General features: G+C 62.8%; 6 protein-coding genes. 5 read left to right on the top strand and 1 reads right to left on the bottom strand.

From position 1 onward, the window contains the following. Positions 1 to 67 precede the first annotated feature (67 nt). The 5 genes from ACJJVH_RS07360 (at position 68) to ACJJVH_RS07340 (ending at position 5,338) form a co-directional block, all read left to right on the top strand. Positions 68 to 829, top strand: a complete 762-nt coding sequence (locus ACJJVH_RS07360) for a sugar phosphate isomerase/epimerase family protein (RefSeq protein WP_112797601.1) — start codon at positions 68 to 70, stop codon at positions 827 to 829. An 11-nt stretch (positions 830 to 840) separates the two neighbouring features. Beyond that, the gene (locus tag ACJJVH_RS07355; protein ID WP_112797599.1) at positions 841 to 1,974 is read left to right on the top strand and encodes a Gfo/Idh/MocA family protein; all 1,134 of its coding nucleotides are present in this window, start codon (positions 841 to 843) and stop codon (positions 1,972 to 1,974) included. A gap of 70 nt (positions 1,975 to 2,044) precedes the next feature. Then, positions 2,045 to 3,076, top strand: a complete 1,032-nt coding sequence (gene mgrA / locus ACJJVH_RS07350; protein ID WP_412065004.1) for an L-glyceraldehyde 3-phosphate reductase — start codon at positions 2,045 to 2,047, stop codon at positions 3,074 to 3,076. A gap of 81 nt (positions 3,077 to 3,157) precedes the next feature. Further along, positions 3,158 to 4,768 carry a glycoside hydrolase family 43 protein gene (locus ACJJVH_RS07345; RefSeq protein ID WP_412065003.1) on the top strand — a complete coding sequence of 537 codons (1,611 nt, stop codon included), beginning with the start codon at positions 3,158 to 3,160 and terminating at the stop codon, positions 4,766 to 4,768. 243 nt (positions 4,769 to 5,011) lie between these two features. Further along, positions 5,012 to 5,338, top strand: a complete 327-nt coding sequence (locus tag ACJJVH_RS07340; RefSeq protein ID WP_412065002.1) for an RcnB family protein — start codon at positions 5,012 to 5,014, stop codon at positions 5,336 to 5,338. Between the two features lie 119 nt (positions 5,339 to 5,457). On the opposite strand, the gene ACJJVH_RS07335 is transcribed toward ACJJVH_RS07340, so the two are convergent. Continuing rightward, positions 5,458 to 13,242 (bottom strand): hypothetical protein, encoded by a 7,785-nt coding sequence (locus tag ACJJVH_RS07335; protein ID WP_412065001.1) that lies wholly within the window; start codon positions 13,240 to 13,242, stop codon positions 5,458 to 5,460. Between the last annotated feature and the right edge of the window lie 229 nt (positions 13,243 to 13,471).

Below are 13,471 nucleotides of genomic sequence, written 5' to 3'. Positions count from 1 at the left end.
GCCACGGCGGCGTTTTCGGGGCGAAAAGCCCAAGACAGAAGGCCGGGAGGCCATTGGAGGACTATCGATGACGAAACTTGGATTTCAGCTCTACAGCGCCCGCAATTTCCAGCCCTATTCGGAGATCTTCGTCAAGCTCGGCAAGGCCGGCTATGCCGAAGTCGAGGGCTTCGGCGGCATTTATGCCGATCTGGACGAGACCGGCTTGAAGAACCTGCGCGCCGAACTCGACAAGAACGGCCTGACGATGGCAAGCGGCCATTTCAGCCCGGATTTCCTCGACGGTGAAGTGCAGAAGTCGCTGACGATCGGCAAGACACTCGGCATGGATTCGATCTATGCGCCGCACATCGCCGCCGATCAGCGCCCGACGGACGCCGCTGGCTGGCGCGCTTTCGGCAAGCGCCTCCATGAAATGAGCAAGCCTTACAAGGATGCCGGTTTCGAATTCGGCTGGCACAATCACGACTTCGAATTCGTGAAGCAGGCCGATGGTTCGTTGCCGATCGAGCAGATTTTCGAAGCTGCCCCGGATATTTCCTGGGAAGCCGATATTGCCTGGGTCATCCGCGGTGGCGGCGATCCCTTCGCCTGGATCGAAAAGCTCGGTCCGCGCATTACCGCCGTTCATGTCAAGGACATCGCGCCGGCCGGCGAGAACAAGAACGAAGACGGCTGGGCCGATGTCGGCCACGGCACGGTTCCGTGGGCAAAGCTGCTCAAGGCGCTCGCCGGCACCAAGGCCAAGCACTTCGTCGTCGAGCATGACAATCCGAGCGATGTCGATCGCCTGATCACGCGCTCCATCGCATCCTTCAAGAGCTTTTGAGGCATTTCCACATGGCTAAGGAACTTGGCGTCGGCATCATCGGATGCGGCAACATCTCAACGACTTACTTTTCGCTCGCCCCGCTCTTCAAAGGTTTGAAGGTGCTGGCCTGCGCCGATATCAACATGGAAGCGGCGCGGGCACGCGCCGAGGAATATAAGGTCAAGGCCCAGACCATCGACGAACTGCTCGCCAATGACGAGCTCGACGTCATCGTCAACCTGACCATTCCGGATGCGCATTTTCCGGTTTCCAAGCGCATCCTCGAAGCGGGCAAGCATGTCTACTCCGAAAAGCCGCTGGTGCTGACGCTGGAGCAGGGCGAAGAGCTGCGCCGCATCGCCAAGGAAAAAGGGCTGGCCGTCGGCTGCGCTCCCGATACCTTCCTCGGCGGCGCGCATCAGCTCGCGCGCAAGTTCATCGATGATGGCAGTATCGGCCGGATCACTTCGGGCGCCTGCTACGTCATGAGCCCCGGCATGGAAATGTGGCATCCGAATCCGGACTTCTTCTTCCTGCCCGGCGGCGGCCCGATCCTCGATCTCGGCCCGTATTACATCGCCAACCTCATCAACCTGATCGGCCCGGTGAAGCGCGTCGGCGCGATGACCTCCATGGCATCGCCGACCCGCACCATCACCAGCCAGCCGCGCAACGGCGAAACCATTCCGGTGAAGACGCCGACGACGATCCAGGCGCTGCTGGAATTCGTCAGCGGCGCGCGGATCACGCTGACGGCAAGCTGGGATGTCTGGTCGCATCGCCATGCCAATATGGAGCTCTACGGCACCGAGGGTTCGCTCTATGTGCCCGATCCGAACTTCTTCGGCGGCACGGTGGAGGCGAGCGGCCGCGACAAGGACATCAAGCCGCTGGAAAACTGGGCGCATCCTTTCGGCATCGCCAACCAGGAAAGCCCGAGCGGCCCGCGCGCCAACTATCGCACGGCCGGCCTTGCCGATATGGCGGCATCGCTGATCGACGGTCGCGACGCGCGTTGCTCGCTCGATCGTACGCTGCATGGCGTCGACGTCATGACGTCGATCCTGAAGTCCGGGGAGGAGGGCCGTTTCATCGATCTGACCACGACCTGCACGCAGCCGGCAGCACTTGGCATCGAAGAGGCACAAGCGCTCTTGAAGTAAGCGCAGGAAAAGCTAGTTTGCGCGCGGGTAGGCAACCCGCGCGCTTTTTCATCTCGAAGGAATAATTATCATGGCTTGGCAACCGGCATCCGACCGCTATGCGAAAATGAAATACAACAGGGTCGGTCGCTCCGGCCTGAAGCTGCCGGCGGTCTCGCTGGGGCTTTGGCACAATTTCGGCGGCGACACGCCGCATGACCGCAAGATCGACATGTGCCGCACGGCTTTCGATCTCGGCATTACCCATTTCGATCTCGCCAACAATTACGGTCCGCCTCCCGGCAGCGCCGAGACCGCTTTCGGCGAAATCCTGCGCACCGATTTCGCCGGCCTGCGCGACGAGCTGATCATCTCCTCCAAGGCGGGTTACGACATGTGGCCGGGTCCTTACGGCGAATGGGGCAGCCGCAAGTATCTGATCGCCTCCTGCGACCAGAGCCTGAAGCGCATGGGTCTCGACTATGTCGATATCTTCTATTCCCACCGCTTCGATCCGGACACGCCGCTCGAAGAAACCTGCGGTGCGCTCGACCATATCGTCCGTTCGGGCAGGGCGCTCTATGTCGGCATTTCCTCCTACAATTCGCAGCGTACGCGTGAGGCAGCCGCCATCCTCAAGGACCTCGGCACGCCTTGCCTCATTCACCAGCCGAGCTATTCCATGCTCAATCGCTGGGTCGAGGATGACGGCCTGGTGGATACGCTCGAAGAACTTGGCATCGGCTCCATCGTCTTCTCGCCGTTGGCGCAGGGCATGCTGTCGACCAAGTATCTCGGCGGCATTCCGGACGACAGCCGCGCGGCACAGAACCATTTCCTGAAGCGCGACTTCATCCGTCCGTCGATCATCGACAATATCCGCAAGCTCAACGAGATTGCCGAGAGGCGCGGCCAGACGCTGGCGCAGATGGCGATTGCCTGGGTTCTGCGCGGTGGCCGTATCACCTCGGCCCTGATCGGCGCCAGCCGTTCGTCGCAGATCGTCGATTGCGTCAAGGCGCTCGACAATCTCGAATTCACGGCGGAAGAGCTGAAGCAGATCGATGTCTATGCCAAGGAGGCGGACATCAACCTCTGGGCCAAATCGGCCGAACGCGACTGATCATCATAAACGCCCGGACCCGAGGTCCGGGCGTCTTGCTTCATACCGCCGCTCGTCGAGGTCTCAGGAGGAGAGAGTTCCATGATCCGCAATCCGATCCTGCCGGGTTTCAATCCCGATCCGTCTATCTGCCGTGTCGGCGAGGACTACTATATCGCCACCTCGACATTCGAATGGTATCCGGGCGTGCAGATCCATCATTCGCGCGACTTGGTGAACTGGGCGCTCGTCAGGCGGCCTTTGGAGCGAGCGTCGCAGCTCGACATGCGAGGCGAGCCGGACAGCTGCGGTATCTGGGCGCCCTGCCTCTCTTATGCGGACGGCCTGTTCTGGCTCGTCTATACGGACGTCAAGCGCTACGACGGCAACTTCAAGGATGCCCATAACTACATCGTGACCTCGCCGACTATAGGTGGCGAGTGGTCCGAGCCGGCCTACGTCAATTCCTCGGGTTTCGATCCTTCGCTGTTCCACGACGATGACGGACGCAAGTGGTTCGTCAACATGCAATGGAACCACCGCACCGAGAGCTACGGCGGCTCGCCGAAAACGCCGGCTTTCGACGGCATCCTGCTGCAGGAATGGGATGCGGCGGAAAAATCTCTGAAGGGGCCGATCAGGAACATTTTCTCAGGCACGGAACTGGGGCTGGTGGAAGGGCCGCATCTCTTCAGGCGTAACGGCTGGTACTATCTGACCACGGCCGAAGGCGGCACCGGTTACGATCATGCCGTGACCATGGCCCGATCCCGCGACATTGCCGGTCCTTACGAACTGCATCCGGATAAATATCTGATCACCTCGAAAGATCATCCGGAAGCGGCGCTGCAGCGCGCCGGTCACGGCCAATATGTCGAGACGCATGACGGCCAGTTCTATCATACGCATCTTTGCGGACGGCCGCTGCCGCCGCATCGCCGCTGCACGCTCGGTCGCGAAGCCGCCCTGCAGAAATGCGTCTGGAAGGAGGATGACTGGCTCTATCTTGAAAACGGCACCGGCATTCCCGACGTGGAGATGCGGGGCCTGAATGGTGCCGCACGTATCGAAAAGCCGCGCCGCAGCGGCTATCATTTCGATGAGGGCAAGCTGCCCATGGATTTCCAATGGCTGCGCACGCCGCAGCCGGAGCGTATTTTCAGCCTGACGGAGCGCCCCGGCCACTTGCGGCTTTTCGCCCGTGAGAGCATCGGTTCCTGGTTCGAGCAATCGCTCGTCGCCCGCCGTCAGGAGCATCACAGTTTCCGCGCCGAAACCGTCGTTGAATTCGAGCCGGATACTTATCAGCAGGTTGCCGGGCTGACGCATTATTACAATCGCTTCAAGCTGCATGCCATTGCCGTGACGCTGCACGAGAAGCTCGGCCGCTGCGTCACCATCATGACCTGCCCGGGCGATTATCCGGCCGGGCGGCTGAGCTTTCCGATCGAAGGCGGTGTCGCCGTGCCGGACGGACGGATACAGCTTGCCATGGAAGTGTGCGACAACGATCTGCAGTTCTTCTGGCAGGCCGAGGGCATGGGCGCATGGCAAGCTATCGGGCCGGTGCTTGACGCGGGCGTTATCTCGGATGAGGGTGGACGCGGCGAGCACGGGTCATTCACCGGCGCTTTTGCGGGCATGTTTGCCTTCGATACGTCCGGGCGGGCAAAGACAGCGGATTTCGACTGGTTCAATTATGACGAACTGTGAAATCACAGGCCGACTCTCGCGATAGAGCGGTTTCGCGTTTCACGGAATGGCGGAACAGCTCTATTTCTTTGTTTTAAACGATTCCGGATGGGAAACCGTTGCGCACTTTTCCTGGAATTGCTCCAACTGGAAATATTCCGGCAGGGTGGCATCTCCATTACCGAATTGTAATCCAATCGTCAGATTCGTTTCATGTCCGCCGCGATAAGTTCGCGCACAGATTCTGAAACGAGGAAACAACCAATGAGAAAACTCTTCGCCGTCCTTCTTGCCGGGTCCGTCCTGGCGATGCCGCTGGCGGCCGCAGCGCAGATCAAGCCGGCGCCGGCCGGCAAGCAGGCCGTAGTCCAGAAGGAGGTCGTGAAGAGGAAGGTCGTCATCCGCAAGGGCGGTTGGGTCAAAGGGCGGCGCCTATCGGCTTCCGACCGGCGCCGCGCGACAGACGTCGACTATCATGCCTATCGGCTGTCGGCACCGCCGCGCGGCTATCACTGGGTTCGCATCAACAGCAACTTCCTGCTTGTCGGCATTACCAGCGGTTTGATCTCGAAGGTACACGAAGCCCGGTAATCGGACGATCATCGTCGAACAAAGCGGGGGCGGTCCGTAGAGACCGCCCTTTTTGTGCCGATGCCATGAATCAAAATCCCCGGCGTTTAGCCGGGGATTGAGCACTCGCTGGATCTATCTCAGCTCAGGCGGCCGGCGGCGTGGGCCAGCATCGTGTAGACCTTGCCCGTGTCCGAGGTGAGATAGGATTGCGTGACAGTCTGATCGCGATCCGTACGGGCGACATCGGCCAGCAGCTTTTCGAAATCGGCGATGTAGCGATCGACTGCGGTGCGGAACTCCGGCTCGCGGTCATACTTGCGCTTGATTTCGTCAAAGGTCTGCTGGCCCTTGAGCGTGTAGAGACGGCGCGTGAATACGTCGCGTTCGCCGCGCTGGTAACGGCGCCAGAGATCGACGGAGGCGTCGTGATCGATCGCGCGGGCGATGTCGACCGAAAGCGAATTCAGCGACTCTACGACGTGGCGCGGATTGCGTGCGACGGGGGTGGGCGCTTCCGTCTGAGTGCGGGGCGCCGCCTGCCGGGCCGGCTGCAGATCGGCATTTTCGTCACGCGACGCGCCGCGCAGCAGATCGCTGATCCAGCCGCCGCCCGCAGTTTCCTGGCGAGCCGGAGCCGGCGTTTCGGCCGGACGCTGTGGCTGAGCCGCCGGACGGTCAGCAGGAATGGACCCGCGAAGACCCAGGGACTCGATGGAAGGCTGCTGCGGCTGCGGTGCCGGCTGTTGTTGCACGCTTTGCTGGGGGGCGGGCTGCTGCGGCGCAGGGTGTTGCGGCGCTGGCTGCTGCGGCCTTGGAGCGGCCGCCGCCGGGGCAGGCGCTGCGGGCCGCGGGCGTTGTGCCGGCTGCGCATCTGCGAGCGCACGGGCTGCCGGCTCGGAAATTTCCAGCTGCTGCGTCGAGCGGCCGACGATCTGCGAGATGTCCTGCAGAGCCTTGATTTGCTCGGCGACGGCGCGACGCATGGCCGCGGCGCTCTCCTTTGCCTCCTCGGGAAGGTCGAAGGCGCCGCGTTTCAGTTCGCTGCGGGTCAGATCGAGTTCCCGGCGGATATCGCCGGCCGAGCGGCGGATCTCGTCCGTCGCGCCGGCGAAGCGGCCAACGGCGTCATCGACAGCGACACGCAGCGTCTCGCGCAATTGTTGCGCCGTCGTATCGGATATCTTGCCCGCATCGGCCAGCATCTGTTCGACCTCCGACAGCGAAGCCGTCAGGCCGCCGCGCAGGCGACTGGTCAGGTCGGCGGAGCGGCGTTCGGCGCTGGCGAATGTACCTTCGACGGCCTGGCTTGCTTCTTCGCCGGCCTTTGCCAGCGAGCCGCGCATGTTTTCCGCCGCTTCCTCCGCACGCTTCTCGGCATCCGAGAGAACGCGGCCGATATCCGCAAAGGAGGATTGGACGCTCTGGCGGAGATTGCCGGTGACCTGGTTGGAGCGCTGTTCCGCACGGTCGAAGGCGGTTTCCACCATCGAGCCGAGGGCGCGCATGGTGTTCTCGATCTCCTCCGAGCGCTGAACGAGGCCGACCGCCAGGTTCTGCAGGGCCGATTCACGTTCTTCCAGCGTCGATACGAGGTTCGACTGGGCGGCGCCCAGAAGCTGCGAGGCTTGCGTCAGCACCTTGGAGTGATCGTCGAAGCGGCCGACGATGCTGCCGACCTGCGACAGGGTCTGACCGGTGATTTCCGACAGCTTGTCCACCTTGCCTTCGAGGAGGCGGCTGGAAGCCGAAACCATCTCGCCGGCCTTCGTCGCGGACTCGGCAAAGCGTGTCGACGTTGCACTCAGGCGGTCATCCACGCTCGCGAACTCGGCTGCCGCGTTGGTCAGCAGGCCGGCGATCGCGGAGTTGTTTTCCGCAAGCCGCGCGATGATGCCGTTGACGCTCGCAAGCAGGTTGTTTTCCAGAGCGCTGACCGTGCTGACGGCATGTTCGGTACGCGATGCGATCGCGTTGATCAGGGCCGCGTTTTCGGCCCGCAGGCGCTCGGTGCTTTCCTGGGCAGCGGCCGAGATGAGGGCCGCCGCTTCCTGACCGGTCGCCGCATAGCGATCGACGATCGGGCGGGCCTTTTCGTCGATCAGGCGGGAGAGCTCGGTGGAACGTCCGGCCAGCATCGAGTTCAGCTCGCGTGTCCGCTCGTCGAGCGAAGTGCGGATGGAGGAGCCGCGCGCTTCCAGTGCCTTGTCGACATCGGCAAGCGTGTCATTGATTTCGCGGGCACGCTCTTCCAGGGAGGTGCGGATGGCCGTGCCGCGCTCGTCGAGCGCACGTTCGACCTGGGTCATGGTGGAGACGATCTGCTCGCTGCCGTTGGTCAGCGTATTGCGGATGGCCGCACCGCGGGCTTCCAGCGACTGCTCGGCCGAAGACAAGGCCTGGGAGATCGTGCTGACCTGATTGCTGACGAGGCCCTCGGCTTCGGCAACCTTGTTGACGATTGCGTTGCCTGCCTCCGAGAAGGTCTGGGCCACGGCGGCGGCCTGGCTTGCCAGGCGGTTTTGCGTTTCCGAGACGCGGTTGACGAGCTCGTCGGAGCGCTCTGTCATGGCGCGTGTGAAGGCATCGCTGTGGCTGCCGAGATTTTCGGCAAACTGCTGGCCGGTGTTGGCGAGCAGATCGGCGGTGCGGGTCGCTTCGGTATCCATGCCCTGCGCTGCATCGGCAACGGCCGTGCGCAGGGTCGTGGCGAGATTGGCGGCCTTGCCTTCGATCGTGCGGTTGACGGCTTCCAGGCCGAGATTGAGGGCGCGATCCATGGTCGAAAGGCGCTCGTCGATACGGGCTGTAGCCTGGTTGCTGCTATTGTCGATTTGTGCCGCGCCGCTCGCCAGCGTATCGGAGAGACGGTTGCCGGCGGCATCGACCTGGGTGGTGACGCCGGTGATGCCTTCCAGCACGCGGTTTTCAAGGGCCGACAGGCTGGCCTCGACGCGAGAACCGGTCTCGGAGAAGCGGTTGGTCACGCCTTCAATCGTCTGGTTGAGGTTGGACGAGAAGGTTTCGGCCGAGCGCGCGATGTCGCCTGCTGCCTGCTGGATACGGCCGGCAATGTCGCCCGCGCCGCTCTTGAGGCGCTCTTCCAAGGTCTTGGCGCTGGTGTCGATGGTCTGGCGCAGCGAGGCCTCGCGGTCTTCGAGCGACATTTCCAGCATGCTGGCGCTGGTTGCGATGGAGGTGCCGATCGCCGTCGTCTGCTCGAACAGCGTGTTGTCGATCTGCTCGTGAGCGTCGCGCAGAGCCAGATTGATGGCGTTGCTGCGGTCTTCCAGCGTGGAGCGCATGCGCTCGTAGGCCGAGGCAAGGTTCTGATCCATCTGAGACAGGCCGGCGCCGAGCGTGTTTTCGAGATGACGCGCCGTCGTGCCGAGAACGGTCTCGACGCGATCGCTGTTGCTGCCGAGCATTTCGGACAGAGCGTCCGTGTGGGCCGCCAGCGAGCGATCGAGGCGGTCCTGGTTCTCGCTATAAGCGGCACGGATGGCATCAGCCTTGTCGCCGAAGGCGCCGGCGACCCGCGATTCAGCGCCGGAGACGCTGTCGAGCAGGGCGTTGGCACGAGATTCGAGCGTGCTTTCGAAGCGGTTCTGGTTTTCGGCAAGCGAGATTGCGAAGGCCATGCTCTTGTCGTCGAGCGTGTTGGTCAGTGCCTCATGGCTGCTGGAGACGGTATGGGCGATAGCCTTTGCGCCGTTCGCGAGGGTTTCCTCGAGCTTGGCCTGGTTTTCCGAAAGAGCGACTGCCAGCGACATCGTCCGGTCGTCGAGGCTGTTGACGATCTTGTCGTGCGTGCCGGCGACGGTTTCGGAGAGAGCGTCGATGCGGTTCGATACCGCATCCTCGAGGCGGGACTGGGTGTCGGAAAGCGAAATGGCCAGAGCCATCGCCTTGTCGTCCAGCGCATCGGCAAGGGTGTTGTGGTTGCTGGTGAATGCGTTGGTGATCGCCTCGGCGCGGTTGGCAAGCGTCGCTTCGAGGCGCGACTGGCCGGATGTCAATGCATCGGAGAGCGCCTTTGTCTTGCCTTCAAGCGTATCGGCAACGCGCTCGGCGTGACCGGAGACGGTATCTTCGAGGCGGGCCTGGGCTTCCGACAGTGCGATGGCGAGCGCCATCGTCTTGTCGTCCAGGGTGCTTGCGACGCTTTCGGCGTGGCCGGAAACAGCGCTCTCGATGCGCGCCTGGCTTTCGGAAAGAGCCGCGGCCAATGTCCTCGACTTGTCGTTCAGGCTGTTCGCAACGCGGTCGGCGTGACCGGAGACGGTGTCCTCGAGGCGGGCCTGCGCTTCCGACAGTGCGATGGCGAGTGCCATCGTCTTGTCGTCCAGCGTGCTTGCGACGCCTTCGGCATGGCCGGAAACGGCGTTCTCAAGGCGCGCCTGACTTTCGGAAAGTGCGACGGCCAATGCCTTTGTCTTATCATCCAGGCTGTTTGCAACGCGGTCGGCATGGCCGGAGACGGTGTCTTCGAGCCGGGCCTGGGCTTCCGACAGTGCGATGGCGAGCGCCATCGTCTTGTCGTCCAGGGTGCTTGCGACGCTTTCGGCGTGGCCGGAAACAGCGCTCTCGATGCGCGCCTGGCTTTCGGAGAGAGCCGCGGCCAATGTCCTCGATTTGTCGTTCAGGCTGTTGGCAACGCGGTCGGCGTGACCGGAGACGGTGTCCTCGAGGCGGGCCTGCGCTTCCGACAGTGCGATGGCGAGCGCCATCGTCTTGTCGTCCAGCGTGCTTGCGACGCCCTCTGCATGGCCGGAGACGGCGTTCTCAAGGCGCGCCTGACTTTCGGAAAGTGCGACGGCCAATGCCCTCGTCTTGTCGTCCAGGCTGTTTGCAACGCGGTCGGCATGGCCGGCAACGGTGTTTTCCAGGCGTGACTGGCTCTCATTGAGCGCGATGGCGAGCGCCATTGCTCTGTCATCGAGTGCCTCGGCCAAGGCGTTGTGATTACCCGCAAATGCCCTGATGATCGCCTCGGCACGATTGGCGAGGGTCTCTTCGAGCCGCGCCTGACCGCTGGTCAAGGCGGAGGCCAAAGCATTGGTCTTGCCTTCGAGCGTGCCGGCTACCCGTTCGGCATGACCGGCAACGGTTTCTTCGAGACGGGCCTGATTTTCCGAAAGGGCGATGGCGAGCGCCATCGTCCTGTCGTCGAGGGCGTTGGTAACGTTTTCGGCATGACCGGAAACGGTGCTTTCGAGGCGGGCCTGACCTTCGGCAAGTGCGCGCGCGAGTTCGGTGGTCTTGGCATCCAGGGTGCCGGCAACGCGCTCGGCATGACCCGAAACCGTGCCTTCGAGCCGGGTCTGGCCTTCGGCAAGCGCCCGGGCGAGTTCCTTGGTCTTGGCGTCGAGAGTGCCGGCAACGTGTTCGGCGTGACCGGAAACGGTTTCTTCAAGCCGTGCCTGGTTTTCGGAAAGGGCGATGGCGAGCGCCATCGTCCTGTCGTCGAGGGCGTTGGTAACGTTTTCGGCATGGCCGGAAACGGTGCTTTCGAGACGGGCCTGACCTGCGGCAAGTGCCTGAGCGAGCTCCTTGGTCTTGGCGTCGAGAGTGCCGGCAACGTGCTCGGCGTGACCGGAAACGGTCTCTTCCAAGCGTGACTGGCTCTCGGAAAGCGCGATGGCGAGCGCCATCGTCTTGTCGTCGAGCGTATCCGCCAGCTTTTCATGCGTGTCGGCAAGGGCGCCGTTGATGGCGTCCGCCCGGCTCGCCAGCGTGTTTTCGAGGCGAAGCTGGCTCTCGGCGAGCGAGATTGCCAGCATCGATGTGCGTTCGTCGAGGGCGGCGGTCAGATGTTCATGGGATCCGCTGACGGCGCTGGTAATCGCGTCCGAACGCTCGGCGAGCGTCTGCTCGAAACGAGACTGGTTATCCGCCAGCGCGCCGAAAAGGGCGCTGCTGCGGGAGGCCATCACCGTGTCGATGCGCTCGTGGGCGGAGCCCAATGCCTGGGTAATCTCGCTGGTGCGAGCGGAGAGGGTGTTGTTGATATCGCTGGCGCGACCGGTGAAGGCGGTGGTGAGCTCTTCGGTGCCGCTCTGCAGGGCGGCCGAGACTTCCTTCGTTACGCCCTGCACGGCCGAGGTGAAGGCGCCGGCATGCGAGGCAAGCGCGGTGTTCAGTTCGCTCGTGCCGGAGGTGAGGGCAGATGAAATGCCTGTCGTGGCGTTCTGAAGCGCCGAGGTGATCTCGTTCGCCTTGGAGCCGATTGCGCTTTCCAGCACTTCCTGGCCGGTGGCCAGGGTCGTTGCGAGTGCGAAAGACTGGTCGGTGAGGTGCGAGCCGAGGCGCTCGATGCTGGAGGTCAGAATACCCTCGATTGCGTCCGAATTGCTGCCGAGAGACTGATTGATGCGGGACAGGCTTTCCGAAAGCTTGGTATCCAGCGTACCGGCGCGCTTGTCGAAGGCCGAGGTGAATTCCGATACGCGCTTGTCGAAGGTGGTCGAAAGCTGCGCGATCGTCGACTGGAAGCGCTCCTCGAAGAAACCGGAGCGCAGGTCGATGTCCATGATGGCATCGTCGGCAGTGGATTGCAGGCTTTGGCGGAAGCTCGCACCCTTTTCATCGAGCGCCGTGTTGAGGCGCGACAGCACATTGTCCAGCGTACCCGTGATGGACTGCTCGCCGCCGCTGAGGCTTTCGCTGATTTCCTTGGTGCGGGCGACCAGCGTTTCGTTAAGCTGACGGGCGCGCTCGTTGAGTGCGGAATTCAGCTTTTCCGTGTTTGCGTCGAGCGTCGAGGCGCGGGTTTCGAACTGGCCGAGCAGGTCCTTGCCGCGTTCGGACAAGGTCGACGAAAGGGATTCCAGGCGGGTATCGAATTCGTGGCTGAGGGCCAGGCCCGAGGCGTTCAGGTTCTGCAGCAGGCTGTCCGTCTTGGCGGCAAGCAGGGTGCCGAGCGCCTGGACGGCGGAATCAGACTTTTCCATCAGCGCTGCGGCACGCGTATCGATCATCGATGCGAAGGCCTCGCCCGATGTGGAGAGGCGCACGGCAATCTCTTCGGTCGCCAGCGACAGGTCTTCCCTGATCTGATCGTGGACGCCGACGATCGACGAGCGGATACGCTCGGCGTGATTGACGATCGCATCCCGCTCTGCGCCCAGCTCGTGGACGAGGCCGCGAACGCGCAGTTCGTTGTCGGCGTAGCTGCGTTCGAGAGCATTGACTTCTGTGTGGACGAGGGTTTCCAGCTCGGTAGCGCGCGCTATGGTGCGCTCGATGCCCTCATTCATTGCCGACACTTCGCGGCGTACGGCCTGACCGACCGTCATGATGCGCTCGGAGGCGACGGTTTCGGGCTCGACGAGGCGCAAGGCGACCTCCGCCATGGAGCGTGCCGCGTTGCGCATATCGTGCGCCCGCGAAATCATCATGCCGAAGGCATAGAAAAGAAGTACCGGAACGATGATGCCGACGATGCAGGCTATGACGCCCGGGAGCGCGGCCAGATCCGCTATCGAATGGATGTTCCGGATCTCCGGGCCGTAAAGCATGAAGGCAAGGCCGGCGCCGCCGATGATCCAGAATAGCGAGAAAATCGTGGCGTTGCGCACCGCGCGGCTCTGGGAACCTCCGTCGAGCGCCCTCAGCAGGCTTGCCGAACTTGCCCGGCTGCCATCGTTGGCGGCGGCGAGGTTCGGGTTCTTCGGCGCCTCGGCGGGGCGGGGCGTTGCCGCAGGGGCGGCCGTGCTGCGCGCGCCGCCGGTCTGGCGGGCTGCGTCATCCCTGGTCTGCTTTATCGGCTGTTTCGGCGGCTCAGACACATTTCGCTCCGGGACATCGGGCGTAGTGCCGCTGCGGGACTCCAAGCTCTCGTCACTGAAATCGATCTGCAAAGCTTCGTCCAACGCCTGAAAGGCCTTGTCCTCGACCGACTCGATGTACTTTTTGTTCGCCATGCGGTTACGCCTCGTTACAACTCACTCGGGCTTGCCGTGGTCTTTTCCGGTCATTCCGCCGCGTCCGGAAAAGACGAACCCTGCCTCCCGTGGGGTCCTCCGCCTTCGGTCGATACCGAGGTTGGATTTCCCATTACATTTCAGAGTGGATAACTGGTTTTTCAAACGGATGTTATGAAAACATTACCACCATCCACTTCCTGGGCAAAGGCATGTGCCAAGAACCCAA

Origin of the sequence: Rhizobium sp. SYY.PMSO (assembly GCF_046840415.1) — a bacterium.
In the GTDB taxonomy this organism is placed as follows: domain Bacteria; phylum Pseudomonadota; class Alphaproteobacteria; order Rhizobiales; family Rhizobiaceae; genus Rhizobium.
The sequence above is the reverse complement of the archived record's forward strand: the minus strand, read 5'-3'. Positions and strand labels throughout refer to the sequence as shown.